The organism is Gordonia cholesterolivorans (assembly GCF_039531975.1).
GTDB classification, from domain to species: Bacteria; Actinomycetota; Actinomycetes; order Mycobacteriales; family Mycobacteriaceae; genus Gordonia; species Gordonia sihwensis.
In genome coordinates this window covers 176813-197196 of record NZ_BAAARB010000002.1, presented here as the reverse complement: position 1 = coordinate 197196, position 20384 = coordinate 176813, and the positions used below count along the sequence as shown (strand labels likewise).

The window sequence follows — 20384 nt, the reverse complement described above, 5'->3', positions numbered from 1 at the left end:
CCCGGAGCCGCCGGCGCCGTCGTTCCGCTCAACTCAGGTGATGCACTTCCTGCAGTCCGTACACCGGTGTGTCCAGCCCCTCGAACCGTGCCTTCAACTGCAGCGCCAGATACAACGAGTAGTGGCGCGACTGATGCAGGTTGCCTCCGTGGAACCAGAGTCCCGGCTGCTGCGTCGGCTTCCACATGTTCCGCTGCTCGCCCTCCCAAGGGCCGGGGTCCTTGGTGGTGTCCGAGCCCAGACCCCACACCTTGCCGACGCGATCGGCCACTTCCTGGCCCATCAGATCCGCCGCCCAGCCGTTCATCGAACCGTATCCGGTGGCGTAGACCACGACGTCGGCCGGAAGTTCGGTCCCATCCTCCAGAATCACCGAGTTCTCCGTGAGACCCTGCACTCCGCCCTTGGCGAGTTTGATGGTCCCGTCGGCCACCAGCTCGCACGCCCCGACGTCGATGTAGTAACCCGAACCGCGGCGCAGGTACTTCATGAACAGACCCGAGCCGTCGTCGCCGAAGTCCAGGTCGAATCCCGCGGCCTCAAGCCGCGCATAGAAGTCCTTGTCACGCTCCCGGATCTGGTCGTACAACGGGATCTGGAACTGATGCATGATCCGGTACGGCAACGATGCGAAGGTCATATCGGCCTTCTTGGTCGTCATCCCGTCGGCCACTGCCTGCTCGCTGTAGAGCGCCCCGAGACCGATCTCCATCAACGAGTCCGATTTCACGATGTGCGTCGACGACCGCTGGACCATCGTGGTGTCGACTCCCGCTTCCACGAGCGCCTTGCAGATGTCGTGGGCGGAATTGTTCGCGCCGATCACCACCACCTTCTTGCCCACATACTCATCGGGTCCCGGATGTCTGCTGGAGTGGTGCTGCTCGCCGGCGAACACGTCCTGTCCCGGGAACTCGGGGACGTTGGGCTTGCCCGACATTCCGGTCGCGAGCACCAACTGCGTCGGGTGCAGTGTCATCGGCTCACCGTCGCGGACGAGTTCGACGGTCCAGCGTCCGGCCGCCTCGTCGTAGGCGGCGGATGTGCACTCGGTCCTGCTCCAGTACGGCACCTCCATCACCTTGGTGTAGAACTCCAGCCAGTCGCCGATCTTGTCCTTGGGCGCGAACACCGGCCAGTTGGGCGGGAACGGCAGATACGGCAGGTGGTCGTACCAGACCGGATCGTGCAGGCACAGCGTCTTGTACCGGCCACGCCACTGGTCGCCGGGCCGATCGTGCTTGTCGACGACGATCGACGGAACGCCGAGCTGCCGCAACCTCGCACCGAGCGCGATTCCGCCCTGACCGCCGCCGATCACGAGGACATAGGGCTGGACGGCTCGGCCGAGTTCGGCCTCCTCGTCCTCCTTCTTCTCCGCCCACGACCGGCGGTCCGGGTCACTGCCGTGCACCGCGCCCCTCGGCCGGCGCACGCCGCTGGGCTCTTCGAAGCCCTTCAACTCCTGCAGGGTGGTGAGCAGGGTCCACGCTCGGTCGACGCCGTCGTCGTCCTGCTTGATGCGCAAGTGACCGTCACCGCGACCCACCCGGGTCTCGAACTCGATGAACGCCTCGACAACCCCGTCGGCCTCATTCGCCTCGTCCGTGCGCGCGAAGCCGCCGGCCGCTGCATCCGTTTGACGCGCGGCGAGCATCGCGACGATCTCGTCGTGTCCTTCGACCGTCTTCAGGTTCCAGGTGAACGCCACCAGATCACGCCAGAACGAGTCCGTCACGAACAACGAGGCGACCTGCTCCGGATCCCCCGAGGCCAGGGCTCTATCGAACTTCTCGAGCCAGGCGTCGATGCGTTCGGACGGGGTGCGCCGCCCGGTGTCCACCGGCCGATCCATGGTCTGCGTCATGACTGTGTCCTCTCACTGCGGTCATTCCAAGTTGTGATGCACAGCACACTCCTTCCCGTTGGGGCCGACAAGCGTTGCAGGGGGTTGCAACCGGCTTGACGACCGCGCGGGTGGGGGCGAAGCTGAATCCGTCATGTGACGACCACCACAGCGGCATGAGGGAGTCCGATGTCGAACGCGACGACCCGGCCGGTGCCGGAACCGGCGATCTCCTCCGGCGACGATCCCCGCGAGTTCGCGGCCGTGCTCCGCGCGGTGTACGACGCCGCACGATCGGGCGACAGACTGCCCGCCCGGCCGAGGTCGGTGATCGGGCAGTCGTGGGACCGGGTCACCACCGCGGGCGTCGATCCCGATCGCGGAGCCGGACACGACCCGCTCGATCCGGGTGAGGTGGAATGCCGTCGCGCCGAATCCGGACTGGCCGACGTCCTCGAATCGGTCACCGGCAACCTCGACGTCCTGATCTCCGGCGGGGAGAATCTCCTCGTGGTCGCGGACGCCTCCGGCCACGTTCTCTGGCGGTCGGGCGGGCCGCAGGTCCTGCGCCGCGCCGACCGACTCGGGTTCACCGAAGGAGCGTCGTGGTCGGAGCGGAATGTGGGGACCAACGCGATCGGAACGGCGCTGGTCTCACGCCAAGCCGTCCAGGTGTTCTCCGCCGAACACTTCGTCCGCACCCACCACACCTGGACGTGCACCGGTGCGCCGATCCGCGATCCGCGGACCGGCGACGTGATCGGCGTCGTCGACGTCAGCGGCCCTGCTCCGTCGATTCATCCCGCGACCCTCGCATTGGTCGACTCGGTGGTACGACTCGCGCAAGCGCAACTGCGTGATGCCCACCGCACCCGCCTCGACCTGCTCCGCAGCGTCGCCGCACCGATTCTGGCCCGCGCCGGAGCACCGGCCCTCGCGGTGGACCCCCACGGGTGGGTCGCCGCCGTCGACCGACTGCCTCCCCGCACCCGCGTCTGGCTTCCGCGCGACTTCAGCGCCGGGCGCGCACACATCGGGGATCTGGGACCGTGCGACGTCGAGCCCCTTCCCGGCGGGTGGCTGCTGCGCGTCACCGATCCGGACGAAACGGCCGCCGCCGTCACGCATGTCGTCCTCGTCGAAAGCACCGACAGGCCCGCGACAGTACATGTCGACTCCTCGGATGCGGCATGGGTTCTCCATCCGTCACCGCGGCATCTTCAGATCCTCCGGCTCCTCGCCACTCATCCCGATGGACTCAGCGCGGCCGAACTGTCGGCGCACCTGTTCGGAACCGCGGATCGAACCGTCACGGTCCGCGCTGAGATGTCCCGGTTGCGGCGCAAGCTCGGCGGGCTGCTGGTGGCCTCGCCGTACCGTTTCGCCGACATCGTGAGTGTGGAAGTGTCACCGGCGCCGGCGTGATCTGACTCAGGTGCATCGGTCGTCTAGCCTGGATCAGGTATCGGCCGATGCCCAAAGGAGACGCATGTTCGTCATCGCACAGATAAGCGATCTCCACTTCGACGGCAGCCCCGACCACCGCAGGCGGGTGGCCGCGCTGATGGATTATCTCAACGGTCGCTGCGGCGGCCCGCGGAACGTGGACGCACTGCTGGTGACCGGCGATATCGCCGACGAGGGGCTCCCCGAGGAATACCGCGAGGCCCTCGACGCGCTCGTCACCGACATTCCGACTCTGATGACCCTCGGCAACCACGACGAACGCGCCGCGTACAACTCGGTGGTGACCGGGACCGAGTGCAGTGAACCGGTGAACTCGGCGCTCCGTCTGTCCGGACTCCTGGTGCTCGCGCTCGACTCGTCGATCCCCGGCCGCTCCGACGGCTACATCTCCCGCGGCACCCTCGACTGGGCGCGCGCGCAGATAGCCGAAGCCGGCCCGGGCACCGATGTGCTGGTGGCCTTCCACCACCCGGCGGTCCCGGTCGGGATACCGTTCATCGACGACCGCAGACAGCTCGATCCCGGCCTGCTCGCGGAGTTCGTCGGCGAGCACCCGAACATCGTCGGCTGCGTGGCGGGGCACGCGCACACACCGGCCGTGACCACCTTCGCCGGGCGGCCGCACGTCATCGCACCCGGCGTCGCCTCGACCCTGAACCTTCCATTCGAGGGCACCGACGTCCTCAACATCGCTCAGCGTCCCGGCGTCGCCTTCCACCTGATCGACGACGACCACCGGCTCACGACCCATTTCCGCGGAGTGCCGGTGTAGCTCGTCGGCCCACCGCGGATCACTCGTCGTTCAACTCGAACGCCAGCTGGTTGAGCCCTGGATGCTCGGGGTCGAGCCGTAGTCCTTCGAGCACCAGGTCCCACGCCCGTGCGCGCCCGTCGTCGCCGCCCGCCTCCACGGCCATGAGTGCCTGCAGATTCAGTCCGCTCAACGCCAGCGGAAGCCAGTTGGCCGCCGACGACCGCTCCACCACCGACTGCAGCAGCGACTCGGCGCGCTCGGGGTCCGTGGACCGGAGGATGTCGGCGCGAGCGAGATCGAGCCGGGTTCGCTCGAAATCGACCGGACCGTCGACGCTCAGCTCGTCGTAGACGCGCTCGGCGCGCTCCAACAGGCTCTCGGCCGTGGCGTCGTCGCCCCCGAAGTGAGCGGCCAGAGCGGCGGATCTGAGTACCTCGCCGAGATCGTGCTGCGCGCCGAACTCGGCGAACAACTCCGCTGCATGGTCGAAGTCGGCCATCGCCTCGGGGTGCCGTCCGAGATCCATCAGCTCGCCCGCACGCGCCTGATACAGCTGCGCGAGGTACCCGGGATGTTCGTCGCCCACCACCGTGTCGAGCACTCGGGAGAACGAGATCACCGCGTCGTCCGGGAGCCGAGCCGACGATTGCGCTCGGCCGAGCACCGCGAGACCGGCAGCGACGGCATCCTCGTCGCCGCGCTCGGACATCCGGTCGATCACCGGCCGTACCGCCTCGATCACCCGCCGCGCGTCGTCGCCTCGCGAGAGCTGCATCCGGGCCAAGTCGATCAACGCGGCATCGGCTTGATGATCGAGGCCCTCCACCATCCAGACGGCGATCGCCTGCTCCTGATCGGTCACCGCACCGTCGAAGTCCTCGGCCGCCGTGATCCGGAGTTCGGCCCGCTGCGCGAGCAGCGGCGCACGCTGCGCGTACCGGGAGTTCTCGACGGCCTCGTCCAGCAGACGCAACGCCGCCTGCTCGTCGCTCATCGACTGCAGTTGCGCGGCGAATCCCAGGACGCCGGCCAGCTGGGCGTGGGCTTCGAGGCGTTGGTCGGGCGTCGAGGCGGCCGCGACCATCCGGCGGGCTGCGACGAGCGCCGCATCGATCTCGGCGTCGGGAGAGTATCCGGCGGCGGCCCGCATCGACGCCGCCATGATGTGCAGCGCCGCTGCGATCGAGTAGGCATCGGCCTCCGCCGAGCCCGGGCGCGACGCCGTCTCGTCCTCCACGAGGCGGATCTCGCCCGCCAAGCCGCGTCGCAGCGTCTCGATCCCCGCGTCCACCGCACGGCCGGCTCGCTCACCGTCCACGGGTTCGCTCGCCACGGCGACGAAACGCCAGTAGTTCGCCTGAGACAGCGCCGCCCACGCCGGATCCGGGTCCGGCGCCGACAGGAGCCGCTGCGGATCGAGGACGCCCTGTGCCGCCGCCTCCACATCGGCCATGAGTTCGGCCTGCGCCGCCATGGCCGGATACTCCGCGCGCGCCGCGGCCGCAGCCTCCCGCAGTGCCGCCTCTGCGGCGTGACGATCGCTGCGGCGCAGGTCGGACGCCAGCATGATCCGGGCCCGCGCCAGGCTGCGGCCGGTGAGTTCGCCGATCCGGCCCGCGAGTGCCTCGGCGCACGCCTGCGCCCTGCGACTCGAGACCATGGAGAACACGGCCATACCGCTCATCAACTCCTGGGCCGTCCGTTCGGCGACCGGCTTCACCCGGTCGTCGGGCTGGCCCGCGGCGCGGAGCGCCAGGGTCTGCTCGACCCACGTCGAGACCGCGCCGTTGCCGTTGCGGATGTCGAACCCGCGGGCGATGTCGTGCGCCACATCGGCGAGTTCGGCCGCCAGATCGGCCGCCGGTCGGGACCGGGCCGGACGCCCCGGATCGGTGTGATGGGAGATCACGGCGTCCCCGTCGACCGCTGCCGCCGAAGCGAACGCCGCCGACAGCGCCGCCGCCAGCCGCGCCCGGTCGAGCGGCGTGAAGCAGGCGTCCAGATGGGGCAGGCGGCTCACCGCCAGATCCCGTGCCCGCCCGAGCTCACCGACGCGCAACAGCGCGGGAATGGCTTCGGCGTGGCCGGTGGAGCCCGGGAACTCGCCGTAGATCCGGTCGATGTGCTCGGCCGCCAGTACGACGTCGTCGCGCCGGCCGGCGGCGGCGTAAGCACCGATCAGCGCGACATGCGTCTCGGCGGGGAAGAACCCGCATCGCTCGCCGTCGTCCACTAGATCCGGCTCCGACAACTCGAGCGCTCGCGCGTGATCGCCGCACCGGCTGTAGAGCGCCGCGACCATCGCTCGCGCACCCTCCCGGCAGGTGCCGGCCGGCGGAGCGAAGTCCCGGCACTCGTCGAGGAACCGGCGGGCCGCGTCGGGGTCGCCGCGGTGCAGTGCGATCTTCGCGCGCACCACCGCGACCAGCGCATCCGACTCGTAGCCCGTCCCGCGGGTCCGCCGGATCCAGTCGTCGAGCAGATCTCGCACTTGGTCGAGCGACAGTTCGGGGACGTCGGGCACCGATTCGAGGAAGTCGACGAGCGTGGTGTTGAGCTGTTCGAGCTGTGTCGGCTCCAAATCGAGCGTCGCCGCCCGGCGGTCGTGGGCCCGGAGCATCCACGCCAGCAGAGTCAGCACATCGGCCGCGGTCCCCGACCACAGCGCGGCGTAGGAGGCCTCGAGCCGGACGACGAACCGCCAGTAGTCGTCGCCCAGTTCGTCGGCCCGGGCGATCAGCGCGGGAAAGGCCCCGAAATCCTCATGGCCGAACCGCGGATCCCCGTACCGCGCGTGCCAGAGGTCGTTGACGAAACTCTCCAGACGCGGATCGTGCGTCGGTTGGTCGGTCACCTGGCGCCCGCCCGCGTAGCGAGATCCGCCAGCAGCATCACGGCTTCGTCCACGTCCCTGGCCGCATCCGAGGACAACGATCGGTGCGCTCGCACCAACGCCTGGCTGTAGACCGTCCGGACCAGGGCGCCCGCCACCGTCGGATCGGTGATCGACGGCAACCGTCCCACGAGCGTGTTCGCCACGTTCAGCAGCAGCACCGGCCGGCTCGGCACCTGATGGTCGTGCGCGTCGACCGCCGCGACCGCGGCCAACCACGCGTCGGGGTCCCCGGCGACCTCCGACAGCATCTCGCGACGGTCGCCCGCGAGTTTCGCCGAGTCATCGGTCAGCAGCACACCCGAGAGTTCGCCGGGCTCGATGGCCGTCAGATCCACGTCGCAGCCGTACGGCGCCAGCGCGGTTCCCGCCAGGGCGAGGGCACCGGCGAACCGCGTCCGCACATCGTCACCGACGTCTCCCAGCGCGGTCAGCAGCATCTCCTGCGTCACGTACTCGCCGGTGATGTCGGGGTCGGCGGCGATCAACGCGCGGACCACGCCTGTCTCGAAGGCGTAGCCGGCGTTGACCAGGCCGAAACCCCGGCTGCCCAGGATGTCGCCGAGGACGCGGAAGTCATCGACGCTGCCGGTGTACCGCAGGTCGCCGAATCTCGCTCGGAAGGTCGCGAGCGGCATCGGCCCGTAATTGGTCTCGAAGACGCAGTGCCGGTCGACGAAACCCAGCAGTTCCGGCCGGTGGGCCGCGAGCGCCTTGATCCCCTGCTCGTGGACGCTGAGGAACTTCGCTCGTGTGGCCGGCCGCTGCTCGAGCCCGGCGAGCCAGGCCAGAACCTGCGCGCCGAGCGACTCGACGACGTCGTGGAACAGATCGTCGCGCACCACGCTCTCCCTCGACGCGGTCGGAGTCAGTCCGGTGGCATCGACGACGACCCGTACGAAGAACGCCCACTCCGGGAGCAGCTCCGCGAGGTCGCCGACCAGGAGTCCCTTCACGTGGACGCGGTGCTCCGACCGTGCCACGAGGTCTCCGCCGCTGGGCGGAACGAAGGCGACGCCGCGCAGACCCGCTTCGGGGATGTCGACCTGAAAGGTGTCGAGCGGAGTGAATCCGAACTCGTCCTGGCAGTAGGCGACCTGCGCGGCGATCCGGCGGCCCGCCTCCGCCGCGAAGACCTCGACCGGTGGATTGACTCGGCGCCCGTTCACCATGACCGGGGTCGGGTGCAGGGCGGTGTATCGCGCGGCCAGCGAGGCCACGCGGTCGGGATCGAGCCACTGCTCGAAACCCGGACGTGCGCAGATCCGCACGGTGGTGCCGGTCTCGCTCCGGTCTCCCGGTCCGGTCTCGACGGTTCCGGACGCGTCACCCACCCACCGGACCGGGTCGTGTCCTTCGGCCTTCGACGAGACCTCGATCCGGTCTCCGGTCAGGAATCCGCTGAGCAGCCCGACGCCGAACTGGCCGATCGTCGCCTGCTCGGAGAATCCGAGCTCGTCCCGTTTCGAGCTGCGGCCGATGGTCCCCAGCAGCTCGGCGATCTGGTCCGCCCGCATCCCGACGCCGGTGTCGGAGACGACGAACTCGGCCCCGTCGGCCGTGATGACGATGGGTTGATCGACGCTCGGGCGCTCGGTCTGGGCGTCGATCGCGTTCTGAAGCAGCTCCCGGACGAATACGCCCGGGTTGGTGTACAGATTGTTCCCCAGTACATCGATGAGTCCGCGCAGGTCCACATCGAAGACCCCAGTTTGCTCCATGTCTGTCGATGGTAGGGGTCGCCGGTGACACTCCCGGGCCCCGGGATCGGCGAATCCAGTCGCCCGGGCGAGCCGAGGCCGCACCGCCCCGGGACGACGAGCACCCCGCCGATCCGCACGGATCGACGGGGTGCTCGGGTTCGGTGCCCGGTTACAGAGCAGCGATGATGTCTTCGACGCGGTCCTTCGCGTCGCCGAAGAGCATCTGCGTGTTCTCACGGAAGAACAGCGGGTTCTGGACGCCCGCGTAGCCGGCCGCCATCGAACGCTTGAAGACGATCACGTCCTTGGCGTTCCAGACCTCCAGCACCGGCATGCCCGCGATAGGCGAGCCCGGATCCTCCGCGGCAGCCGGGTTCACGGTGTCGTTGGCGCCGATGACCAGCACGACGTCGGTCTCGGGGAAATCGTCGTTGATCTCGTCGAGTTCGAGCACGATGTCGTACGGCAGCTTCGCCTCGGCCAGCAGCACATTCATATGGCCGGGGAGACGACCGGCCACCGGGTGGATGCCGAACCGGACATCGATGCCCTTCGCGCGCAGCCGGGACGTCAGATCCGCGACCGGGTACTGCGCCTGGGCCACCGCCATGCCGTAGCCCGGGGTGATGATCACCGACTTGGCGCCGGACAGAAGCTCTGCGGCAGCCTCCGCGTTGATCTCGCGGTGCTCGCCGTAGTCGGTGTCGTCGGCCGGCCCGGCTTCGATGCCGAAACCGCCGGCGATGACCGAGATGAACGACCGGTTCATCGCCTTGCACATGATGTAGCTCAGGTACGCACCCGACGAGCCGACCAGCGCACCGGTGACGATCAGCAGATCGTTGCCGAGCAGGAAGCCCGAGGCCGCGGCGGCCCAACCGGAGTACGAGTTCAGCATCGAGATGACCACCGGCATGTCGCCGCCGCCGATGGAGGCGACCAGATGCCATCCGAGGAACAGCGCCAGAGCGGTGATCACCGCGAGCAGGATCATCGACGTGGTGTTGTCGTGGGTGTCGGACGCGACGTACACGCCGGTCAGAACCGCGAACACCACCAGCGAACCGACGTTGATGAAGTTCTTGCCCGGAAGCATCAGCGGAGCCGACTTCATCTTGGCCGACAGCTTCAGGTTGGCGACGATCGAACCGGTGAGGGTGACCGCACCGATGAAGATGCCGATCGCGATCTCCGCCTCGTGGATGTTGGTCAGCGACCGCACGTTTCCGGGATCGACGCCTGTGACGTCGAAGCCTTCGATCGCCCCGTTCCAGCCGATGAGCACGGCGGCCAGACCGACGAACGAGTGCAGCAGCGCGATGAGCTCGGGCATGCCGGTCATCTCGACGATCTTGGCGCGCCACAGACCGATCAGCGCGCCGACGACCACGGCGCCGAACATCAGGACGATCGGCACCCACTTCATGTCGAGCGAGTCGAGGTCGACGATGTTCTTCAGGACCAGGACGATGGTGGCGACCAGCGCGATCGCCATGCCGACGATGCCGTAGGTCAGACCGCTCTTGGCCGACTCATGCTTCGACAGTCCGGCGAGCGAAAGGATGAACAGCAGCGATGCGATGACATACGCCGCAACGGTGATTGCAGTGATTCCCATGAGTGATCACGCCCCCTTGCTGAACATGGCGAGCATGCGACGGGTGACCGCGAAGCCACCGAAGATGTTGATCGATGCGACCAGAATCGCGATCGTCGACAGGATCTGAACGGTCACATTGTCGGACGCGATCTGCAACAGCGCACCGACCACGACGACACCGGAGATGGCGTTGGTCACCGACATCAGCGGCGTATGCAGCGCGTGCGCCACATTGCCGATGACGTAGTAGCCGATCACGATCGCCAGCATGAGCACCGTGAAGTGCTGCGGGATCGGCGGCGGCGCAAAGGCCACCACCAGACCGAAGATCACGATCCCGACCAGCGAGAGCGCGACCTTCTTGGCGGGCGACATCGGCTCCTTGGGCGGGGCGACCTCGGCCGGTTCCGCGGCGGCGGCCTTCGGTGCCGCCGACACCTGCACCGGGGGCGGCGGCCACATGCCCTCGCCGTCGCGCGTCACCGTGATGCCGCGCTGGACGACGTCGTCCATGTCCAGCGTCAGCTCACCGTTCTTCTCCGGCGTCAGGAGCTTCAGCAGGTTGACGATGTTGGTGCCGTACAGCTGCGAGGTCTGCGCGGCCAGCCGGCCCGCGAGATCGGTGTAGCCGAGGATCGTGACACCGCCGGGGGTGACGACCTTCTCGTCGGCCACGGTGCCCTCGGCGTTGCCGCCGTTGGCCGCCGCCATGTCGACGATCACCGAACCGTTCTTCATTCCGGCGACGGTGTCGGCGCTCAGCAGTTTCGGTGCCGGACGTCCCGGGATCAGCGCGGTGGTGATGACGATGTCGGCGGCGCGGGCCTCCTCGTCGTACATCGAGGCGGTCGCGGCCTCCTGCTCGGCCGTCATCTCCTTGGCGTAGCCGTCCTCGGACTTCTCCGCCTCGAAGTCGACCTTGACGAACTCGGCGCCCATCGACTCGACCTGCTCGGCCACCTCGGGACGCACGTCGAAGGCACGCACCACGGCGCCCATCGCCGAAGCGGCACCGATCGCCGCCAGACCGGCCACGCCGGCACCGACCACGAACACACGCGCGGGCGGAATCTTGCCCGCCGCGGTCACCTGACCGGTGAACATCCGGCCGAACTCATGTGCGGCCTCGACCACTGCGCGGTAACCCGCGACATTGGCCATCGACGAGAGAACGTCCATGGACTGCGCACGCGAGATACGAGGTACCGCGTCCATCGCCAGCGCGGTGATGCCCGCACTGCGCAGCTTCTCCAGCAGTTCCGGATTACGGGCCGGAGCCATCATCGAGATGAGGACCGCACCGCGCCGCATACGCGCGATCTCGTCGTCCGTCGGGGCGTTGACCTTGACCACGACGTCAGCGGCCCACACCTCGTCGGCCGAACCGACACGGGTGCCCGCCTCAGCGAATGCCGCATCCGGCTGCTCGGCGCGGTCACCGGCGCCGGCCTCGACGATCACCTCGTAGCCGAGCTGCTGCAGCTGCGCCACCGTCTTAGCGGTGGCGGCGACGAGAGTCTCGCCCGCCTTTGATTCCCGGGGGATACCGATCAGCATTTCACTGCCTCTCCCACACTCATATTCAGCTTCACCTTGTCTTACAGAACATGGCGCACGATGATTCGACGCCAACGCTGTAGACGACAGGCGGGAGCCCCACGGGATGTACGGGCGTCTAAGCCTGCGTCGGCCAGTGCTTCATCGAACTCGCGCGACACGCCGCAGGTGGCCACGTGACCGACCCTGCTGATGGAAAACGTGGCATGACGTTAGCACGCCCTGCCACGCGGACCAGGGGCCGGTTAGATACGTCACTTACCGGACAGTAACCCGATTTCGCACGGTCGCTGCATGTGCCGCGTGACGCCCCGCCCGGCGACCGAAGTACGAGCCCTCCCCCAGTTGGGTGCCGCTGGCGTAGCCCTTTCCGTCCTGCGCGAGGTTCGCCGCACAGGCTCCGGCGGCGTACAGTCCGTCGATCACGGAACCCTCCTCGGTCAGCACCTGGCCGTCCAGCGAAGTGGCCATGCCGCCGACGGTGAACCCGGCGTACAGCGCCTTCCCGAGACTCATGTCGAACGCCGCCCAGGGCCCGGTGTCCTGCGGCGCCAGGAACTCGGGGCTCTTGTGGAAGTCCGGATCCTCGCCCTTGGCGGCGTACTCGTTGTACCGATCGAGGGTCGCGTGCAGCGTGGCCCGATCGAGGCCGAGGCCGTCGGCCATCTCGTCGACCGTCTCCCAGCCGTCGATGAAGGGCGCCAGCGGGAACTCTGGCCGCTGCATGTGCGCCTCGTCGACGATGAGGAAGGCGGCGCGGTCGGTCTGGTCCATCACGAATCCGGACGTCCGCGAGTGATAGGAGTCCTCCGCGACGAACCGCTTGCCCTCCTTATTCACGATCAGGCCGGTGAGGAGGATCGACGGCGGGTACACCGGCGCGGTGATGAACGCCTGGTCCATGTGCTTGAGTCCGGCGCCCACCGAGGCGCCCATTCGGATTCCGAGACCGTCGTCGTAGGTGCTGCCGAGCGTGAACGGCTTCTCCGCGAGCTGCGGGACGTACTCGGCGACCATGTCGGGGTTCATGACGAATCCGCCCGCGGCGATCACCACGGCGGAGGCGCGAATGAAACCGTCCTCGCCGCCGGCCTTCCAGTAGGCGCCGACCACGGCACCGGAGTCGTCGACGACGAGCCTGCGCGCCCCGACCTCGTAGCGGATCGGCACGCCCCGCTCGCCGAGACGCTTCACCAGGAGCTCGATCACCATGCCCGCGCCGCCGGTGTCGCCGGGCACGGGCACCTTGTGACCGCGCGGCGCCGGGACGGCCTGTTCGCAGAACGGCCACACCTTCTCGTTGCCGGTGTACATCAGTCCCTGGGTCTGCGGTTGGATGACCGCCTTCTCCGGGTAGTACGAACGCTCGAACTGGAAGCCGAGCGACTCGAGCCAGCCGAAGTGCTCCACGCTGTCGTCGCAGTAGGCCTTGATCTTGTCCGGCTCCGGGTCGCGCGAGACGGCGGTGATGTACTTGGCCATCTCCTCCGCGCTGTCCTGGTGTCCGGTGGCCGTCTGCACCGCGGTGCCACCGCCGAGGTAGAAGTGTCCTCCCGCCATGCAGGTGGTGCCGCCGGCCGCGGCCGATCGCTCGAGCACCAGCACCGACGCTCCGGCCTCCGCCGCTTCGAGCGCCGCGCAGCAGCCGCCGATGCCTGCGCCGATCACCAGCACGTCGACGGTGTCGCTGTACTCGGCGACGTCGGAGGCATTCACGATTTCAGGGAGGTCCAGTCCACTCATGGGAGACAGCCTAGACCAGAAATAGAACGTGTTCTAGAGACTTGGCCCGGCCGGTTCCGGGCCCCTATATAAGCGGAATGACCCGGCACCCCGTTGGGGCGCCGGGCCATCGGCTCGTTCATCTGTCAGACGTTCGACGACGCCAGCTCCGCATCCATCCGAAGGAGGCCGGAGCCGTCCTCGTTCACCAGTTGAAGGCGACCGACGATCTCGCCGACCGTCGCCTCCTCTTCGACCTGCTCGGAGACGAACCAGTCGATGGTCGGCCGAGAGTCGATGTCGCCCTGCTCCTGTGCGAGCCGGTACAGCGCGCGGATCGCTTCCGAGACGTCGCGCTCGGCGTCGAGCGCCACCTCGAAGATCTCGGTGACCGTGTCGGCCTTGACCGACGGAATCGTGATGTCGCCGATGAGCGGGCGGTTGTCGCGGTTGGTCATGTGCTCGATGAGGCGGTCGGCGTGGCTGAGTTCTTCCGAGGAATGACTGCGCATCCACGAAGCCATTCCGGGAAGGTCGCGCAGTTCCAACTCGATTGCCAACTGCCGGTAGAGCATCGCCGATTCGAATTCCCGGGTGATCTGCTTGCTGAACTCGACTTCGAGTTCCTCATTCATTTTCATATCCGCTCCCCTGCATATGAATTCCTCGGCGAGACCTTCGCCGCGATGATTCCACAGTAGGCCCGTAAACCGTCTCTGACCAGCGAGGAAAGGGTTACCGAAATGATCTGAGGTTTGGTAATCCTAAGACTCTGTCGACAACCACTACGGCTTACGCGGAGACGCGACGAGACCGGAATCCGCGCAGCCGCAGACTGTTGACGACGACGAATACGGAGGAGAAGGCCATCGCCAGACCGGCCATCATCGGATTGAGCAGAGCTGCGGCGGCCAACGGCAGCGCCGCCACGTTGTAGGCGAACGCCCAGAACAGATTCCCCTTGATGGTGCTGAGTGTCTTGCGCGACAACGCGATCGCGTCGACCACCGCCCACAGGTCACCGCTCACCAACGTGAGATCGCCCGCCTCGATAGCGACGTCGGTGCCGGTTCCCATCGCCAACCCCAAGTCGGCCGAGGCCAGTGCCGCGGCGTCGTTGACACCGTCGCCGACCATCGCGACCACGCGGCCGGACTCCTGCAGGCGGCGGACCGCGTCCACCTTCCCGTCCGGCGTCACATCGGCGATCACCTCGTCGATGCCGACCTGCGCCGCGACATGCCGCGCGGCACCGTCGTTGTCGCCGGTCAGCAGAACCGGGCGCAGCCCCATCCGCTTGAGTTCGGCGATCGCCGCCGCCGACGTGGGCTTGACGGTGTCCGCCACCACGATCACGCCTGCCACCGCGTCGAGATAGGTGACCACGACGGGCGTCGCCCCCTCCGCCGAGGCCGTGGCGATCCGTTCACGCATCCGCTCACCGAGCTGAACGGGGACGTCACGGGGGCCGGTCACGGTGACGCGCAGTCCGTCGATGAACGCGGTCACGCCCGCACCGGCGAGATTGCGGAAGTCCGCCGTCTCGGGAACGTCGAGCCCCAGTTCGGCGACGTGCTTGCAGACCGCGCGGCCGATCGGGTGCTCCGATCCGGACTCCACCGCCGCGGCCCGCGCCAGCAGATCGTCCGCATCCACGCCGTCGGCGGTGATCACGTCGCGGACGGCCATCTCGCCAGTCGTCACGGTGCCGGTCTTGTCCAGCGCCACGGTATCGACTCGGCGAGTCGACTCGAGCACCTCGGGCCCCTTCAGCAGGATGCCGAGTTGGGCTCCCCGGCCGGTCCCGACCATCAGCGCGGTGGGAGTCGCGAGACCGAGCGCGCACGGGCAGGCGATGACCAGCACCGACACCGCGGCCGTCAGCGCCAGCGTCGCGCCGCCGCCGACACCGAGCCAGAAACCGAGCACGCCCGCCGCGATCGCGATCACGACCGGGACGAAGTACGCCGAGATCCGGTCGGCCAATCGTTGCACCTGCGCCTTCCCCGCCTGCGCGTCGGCGACCATCTTCGCCATGTGGGCGAGTGCGGTATCGGCGCCGACCGCCGACGCCTCCACTTCGAGGCGGCCGTGCGCGTTCACCGTGCCGCCGACGACCTTGTCTCTCACCGCCACCTCGACGGGGATCGACTCGCCGGTGAGCATCGACTGATCGACAGCCGAAGCTCCCGAGACCACCCGGCCGTCGGTCGCGATCTTCTCACCCGGCCGGACCACGAATCGCTCTCCGACCTGCAGTTCACCGATCGGCACGGTGATCTCACGCCCGTCGCGCAGCACGGTCACGTCCTTGGCGCCGACTTCGGCGAGCGCGCGCAGCGCGTCACCCGCGCGGAGCTTGGCGCGCTTCTCGAAATAGCGGCCCGCCAGCAGGAAGGTGGTGACTCCCGCCGCGGCCTCCAGGTAGATGTTCGACGATCCGTCGCCGCGGGAGGCGATCAAGTCGAAGCCGTGGGTCATGCCGGGGACGCCGGCATCACCCCAGAACAGGGCGTAGATCGACCACCCGAAAGCGGCGAGGGTGCCGACCGAGACCAGGGTGTCCATGGTGGTGGTGCCGTGCCGGCCTCCGGCGAGCGCCGCCCGATGGAAGGGCAGCGCACCCCACACGACCACGGGTGCCGCGAGGGTCAACGACAGCCACTGCCAGTAGGTGAACTGCCATGCGGGAACCATCGCCAGCGCGATCACCGGAACCGTCAGCACCGCCGACACGATGAGGCGCTGGCGCAGTGCCGCCAGCTCGGCCTCGGCCCGCGACGGCGCCGGATCCTCATCGGCCTGCTCGGCGTCCGTGGCCACCGGACGCACCGGTTCGGCGTCGTATCCGGCCGCCCGGACCGCCTCGATGAGATCGTCGGAGGTCACGTCGCCGTCGTATTCCACGTGCGCCTGCTCGGTGGCGTAGTTGACGGTGGCGGTGACTCCGTCGAGTTTGTTGAGTTTGCGTTCGATCCGGTTGGCACACGAGGCGCACGTCATCCCGATCAGTTCCAGATCGAGTTCCCGGTCGGCGGCGATAGGCTGCGTCATCTGTGCGTTCCCTCCTGGTCGTGCTGCATCTGGGTGCCGTGGGACGGCTGCGGCGCGGTGTCCCAGGGGCCGACGGCCCGGCCGACGCCGAACATCGCCCCGAAGACCACCGCGAGACCGGCTGCGAATGCGACGATCCGCACGCCCGGTCTCGCCGACGCGGTCACTGGACCCGGTAGCCGGCCTCGGCGACAGCAGCGCCGACGGCGGCCGGATCGAGCGGGGCGGCGCTGGTGATGTCGACGCGACCGCTGGCCACATCGACGTCGACCTTCTCCACTCCTGCGATCTCGGAGATCTCATCCCGGACCGAGGCTGCGCAGTGGCCGCAGGTCATGCCGGTGACGGTGACAGTGGTGGTGGTGCTCATGGATTCTCTCCTCATTTGTCTGATCTGGTTGATGTCGTCCGTCGGGAAACGGACTCGGCCGCGGTCAGGACTTGACCAGGCGGGTGATGGCCTTCATGGCCTCATCGACCTTGGCCGCGGCGGCCTCGTCGCTTTCGCGTGCGGCTTCGACCACACAGTGGTTCATGTGGTCGTGCAGCAGCCCGAGCCCCACGGACTCGAGCGCCTTGGTCATCGCCGACACCTGCGTGAGGATGTCGATGCAGTACGCCTCCTCCTCGACCATTCGCTGAAGACCTCGGGCCTGACCCTCGATCAGCTTGAGCCGACGGATGAACTTGTCCTTCTCGGGCAGGTATCCGTGACCGGTGTGCCCACCGCCTGCATGGTCGTGGGCGGTCGCCGTCTCGTCGGTGGTCATCCCGCCTCCCTTCGATACCCCCGGTGGGTATCTCAGTCACAGTTCTACTCCGAAATTCGACGTACGTCTACCCCCTAGGGGTATCAAATTCCAGAAGGTGTGCGGAGTCGATTCAGCGGGAGGGTTTGAGCGCGTCCGCGAGACGGCCCAGCGATTCTGCGACATCGAGGAGCGCCGCCGACACCTCGCCGTCTTGAGCGGCCTCGGGAAGCGACCGCACGTGCGCGGCCGCGCCTTCGACGACTTCCGCCACCGACCAGACGTCGGAGTCACCCGGCAGTGGTCGGCGCGCAACCGGGATGCCCATCCGCACGGGATCCCAACTGGACGAGATCACCTCGACCATCGGGGTGGTGAGCACCGAGGCCGCGCCGGGCCGGACCTCGAGCATGTTCGGGTCCACGGGGGCCGCACCGGCGGAGTCCTCCGCATCGTGCGCCGCCCGATGCCTGCTGCGGCCGGCCTCGGCCGGCCGAAGTGCCGGATCCGCGTCCTCACGCAGCCTCCGCCGACGCCCCCGCTTCGGTTCGGCGGCCGGCGCCTCCACCACCTCCGCATCGATCACCTGCTCCGCCGGTTCGAAGCGTGCGGGACCGGAGACCACCGCCTCCGGCGCGTGCGGACCGTCCGGGCGGTGCTCGGCGACGTAGTCACCGCGCGACTGCGGCCAGGCGGGGGCGGCGGGGTGGAAACTGCTCTCGGGAAAGACCAGCAGATCCGTGGTCGGCAGATCCCGGAGGCTGGGCATCCCCGCGAAGAGGTCGTCGAGCGCCGAGACGCTGAACGACTCGTCCTCGGGCGGCAGCGGAGGTGGCGATGCCGGGGCGGATCGGGGCTTCGGCACCGGCGCCGGTGAGGGCGCGCCGTCCACGACCGGCTCGGCCGGGAAGTCGCGGCCCACCGGCGCGGCGTATCGGTGCGGACCGCCGTGACCGGCGAAGAACAGACACGGCGCACCGTCGAGAGCCTGCGAGGGACACTCGAACTCCTCGGCGAGGGTCTGCGCACCGCGCGCGTAGTCGTCCCACATCAGCCAGCGGCGACGGCCGGAATGGCTCTGCGCGCCGTCGGATCCGTGAGCGCCGTCATGACCGGCGGGCAGCACGCAGGCCACGAGCCAATCGTGAGTGGGGGTCAGATGCAGTGCGGAGCGCTCATCGGGAGTGGCGACGATCGACGACCAGCAACCACCACCGCGCATTGCACATCACCTTCCCGTGAGTTCCCCGATCGAGTCTACGGAGCCCCTCCGACACTGGCCATAGGCTCGGCAGATCCGGCACAGGTCACCGGCCGGAGTCGCGGGACGCTGCGCATCCGGCCTTCGAGGAGGGCGAAGTATCGCGGCTGCGGCGCCTCCTCGCTCCCGGGGAAGTCCGAACGATAATGACAGCCGCGCGACTCCCGGCGCTCGAGCGCGGCTGCGACCACCGCACGCGCCGCCAGGGTGAGGTTGGCGTCCTCGATGTCGGCCACGCTCGCGAGGCGACGAAGGGGTGCGGCCTCGAGCAGCGCACCGACCGTCGCCAAGCCCTCGGCGTTCCGGTCGAGCGCGGCCGCCACCGACATCGCGTCCTGCAACTCGGTCCTGTCGCATGCGGGCAGGGCGGTCGGCGCGGAGGCCGGCACGCGCGGCGGCTCGACCCCCGCGAGTTCGACCGCCGCCAGTGCCGCCGACCGGCCCATGACCAGACCTTCGAGAAGGCTGTTGGACGCCAGCCGGTTGGCGCCGTGCAACCCGGTGCGCGCCACCTCCCCGGCCGCGAGCAGACCCGGCACGCTGGTACGACCGTCGCTGTCGGTCACCACACCTCCGCAGAGGTAATGCGCGCCGGGGACCACCGGCAGCCGCGCGCCCGCGAGGTCGAGCCCCGAGGCCCGCACACCGGCGGTGACAGTCGGGAACCGGCGCTCGAAGTCCTCCACCGCCGAGATGTCGAGCCAGACGTGCGGCCGACCGGTCCGCCGCATCGCCGCGGTGACCGCCCGTGCGACCACGTCGCGCGGGGCGAGATCGCCCTGCGGGTGCACGCCGGCGGTCACCGGGGCGCCGTGGTCGTCCACCAGCACGCCGCCCTCCCCGCGCACTGCCTCGCTGACCAGCGTGCGCCTGCCCCGCCCCCCGGGCACGTACAGCATGGTGGGATGGAACTGGACGAATTCGAGGTCGGCGACCTGCGCTCCGGCCCGAAGCGCCAGCGCCACGCCGTCACCGGTCGACGCAGCGGGGTTCGTGGTGGCCGAGTACACGTGTCCGAGACCGCCGGTCGCGAGCAGCACCGCCGGCGCCCGGACCACCCCGCGACCGCCGGCGGTGACGAACTCCAGCCCCGCGGCGCGACCGTCGCCGGTGAGGATCGCGGTGGCCGAGGCGTGATCGATGACTCGGATCGGTGCCGCGGCGACCGCGGAGGCGAGCGCCTGTTGCACCCGTGCGCCGGTGGCGTCGCCGCCTGCGTGGATGATGCGACGGACGCTGTGGCCGCCCTCCCTGGTCCGCAAAAAACGGCCGTCGGCTCCCGTATCGAACTCCGCACCCCAGCCGACCAACTGGGTCACCGCAGGCCAACCCCCGGCCAGGATCGGCTCCGTCGCCAACGGGTCGGTGAGTCCGGCACCGGCGGCCACTGTGTCGGCCAGATGCAGGGCCACCGAGTCGCCGGAGTTCCCGGGCTCCACCACCGCGATGCCGCCCTGCGCGTAGAAGGTGGACGCGGAGTGCTCCGCGCCCGGCTGCGCCCAGGTGCGCCCCTTGGTCAGCACTGTCACCGTCAGACCGCGGGCCGCAGCCGTCAGCGCCGCCGTCAGCCCCGCCACACCCGCACCGACCACCACGAGGTCGGCCCGACTCTCCTCGACCATGCTGAGCTCCCAACCAGAGGCGATCGACAGGTTATCGACTGTCGATCGAAAACATGCGGTCGAGACTACGCCGCCGTGAGGCGGAGCACTAGTGACCCCCTGCCTCGACCTCGACACGACGACCGCCGCGTCGGCCCGGTGGTCGGTGCGCATTCG

The 20384-nt window shown here is 68.8% G+C and carries 15 protein-coding genes; 2 read left to right on the top strand and 13 right to left on the bottom strand.

The features are described from left to right. Positions 1 to 28: 28 nt before the first annotated feature. Complete coding sequence (locus tag ABFX36_RS02600; protein WP_006896875.1) at positions 29 to 1867, bottom strand: flavin-containing monooxygenase; 1839 nt, start codon at positions 1865 to 1867, stop codon at positions 29 to 31. A gap of 168 nt (positions 1868 to 2035) precedes the next feature. On the opposite strand from ABFX36_RS02600, the gene ABFX36_RS02595 reads away from it, so the two are divergent. Next, positions 2036 to 3271, top strand: a complete 1236-nt coding sequence (locus ABFX36_RS02595; protein ID WP_346074773.1) for a helix-turn-helix domain-containing protein — start codon at positions 2036 to 2038, stop codon at positions 3269 to 3271. Positions 3272 to 3335: 64 nt separating this feature from the next. After that, positions 3336 to 4085: a metallophosphoesterase family protein gene (locus ABFX36_RS02590; RefSeq protein WP_045538103.1), complete on the top strand. Its 750-nt coding sequence runs from the start codon at positions 3336 to 3338 to the stop codon at positions 4083 to 4085. Between the two features lie 19 nt (positions 4086 to 4104). Here the strand turns inward: ABFX36_RS02590 and ABFX36_RS02585 are convergent, their stop codons facing one another. The 12 genes from ABFX36_RS02585 to nadB form a co-directional block, all read right to left on the bottom strand. Beyond that, complete coding sequence (locus ABFX36_RS02585; RefSeq protein WP_045538105.1) at positions 4105 to 6921, bottom strand: hypothetical protein; 2817 nt, start codon at positions 6919 to 6921, stop codon at positions 4105 to 4107. Next, entirely contained in the window at positions 6918 to 8681 is a 1764-nt protein-coding gene (locus ABFX36_RS02580; RefSeq protein ID WP_045538107.1) for an HSP90 family protein, read from the bottom strand. The genes ABFX36_RS02585 and ABFX36_RS02580 overlap by 4 nt, the downstream gene beginning before the upstream one ends. A 151-nt stretch (positions 8682 to 8832) precedes the next feature. After that, positions 8833 to 10281: a Re/Si-specific NAD(P)(+) transhydrogenase subunit beta gene (gene pntB, locus ABFX36_RS02575; protein WP_006896880.1), complete on the bottom strand. Its 1449-nt coding sequence runs from the start codon at positions 10279 to 10281 to the stop codon at positions 8833 to 8835. 6 nt (positions 10282 to 10287) lie between these two features. Next, on the bottom strand, positions 10288 to 11820 hold the full coding sequence (locus tag ABFX36_RS02570; RefSeq protein ID WP_045538109.1) for a Re/Si-specific NAD(P)(+) transhydrogenase subunit alpha: 1533 nt from the start codon (positions 11818 to 11820) through the stop codon (positions 10288 to 10290). A gap of 258 nt (positions 11821 to 12078) precedes the next feature. Further along, positions 12079 to 13563, bottom strand: coding sequence for an FAD-binding protein (locus tag ABFX36_RS02565; protein WP_045538111.1), 1485 nt, complete (start codon positions 13561 to 13563; stop codon positions 12079 to 12081). 125 nt (positions 13564 to 13688) lie between these two features. Further along, the gene (locus tag ABFX36_RS02560) at positions 13689 to 14177 is read right to left on the bottom strand and encodes a ferritin (protein ID WP_082083933.1); all 489 of its coding nucleotides are present in this window, start codon (positions 14175 to 14177) and stop codon (positions 13689 to 13691) included. A gap of 157 nt (positions 14178 to 14334) precedes the next feature. After that, positions 14335 to 16596 (bottom strand): heavy metal translocating P-type ATPase, encoded by a 2262-nt coding sequence (locus ABFX36_RS02555; RefSeq protein ID WP_045538114.1) that lies wholly within the window; start codon positions 16594 to 16596, stop codon positions 14335 to 14337. Further along, positions 16593 to 16739: a hypothetical protein gene (locus ABFX36_RS02550; RefSeq protein WP_197078061.1), complete on the bottom strand. Its 147-nt coding sequence runs from the start codon at positions 16737 to 16739 to the stop codon at positions 16593 to 16595. The genes ABFX36_RS02555 and ABFX36_RS02550 overlap by 4 nt, the downstream gene beginning before the upstream one ends. 20 nt (positions 16740 to 16759) lie before the next feature. Next, positions 16760 to 16966 (bottom strand): heavy-metal-associated domain-containing protein, encoded by a 207-nt coding sequence (locus ABFX36_RS02545; protein ID WP_045538116.1) that lies wholly within the window; start codon positions 16964 to 16966, stop codon positions 16760 to 16762. 64 nt (positions 16967 to 17030) lie between these two features. After that, positions 17031 to 17366: a metal-sensitive transcriptional regulator gene (locus ABFX36_RS02540; RefSeq protein ID WP_045538118.1), complete on the bottom strand. Its 336-nt coding sequence runs from the start codon at positions 17364 to 17366 to the stop codon at positions 17031 to 17033. A gap of 112 nt (positions 17367 to 17478) precedes the next feature. After that, positions 17479 to 18567 (bottom strand): hypothetical protein, encoded by a 1089-nt coding sequence (locus ABFX36_RS02535; protein ID WP_222110827.1) that lies wholly within the window; start codon positions 18565 to 18567, stop codon positions 17479 to 17481. Between the two features lie 35 nt (positions 18568 to 18602). Further along, positions 18603 to 20228, bottom strand: a complete 1626-nt coding sequence (gene nadB / locus ABFX36_RS02530) for an L-aspartate oxidase (protein WP_222110826.1) — start codon at positions 20226 to 20228, stop codon at positions 18603 to 18605. Between the last annotated feature and the right edge of the window lie 156 nt (positions 20229 to 20384).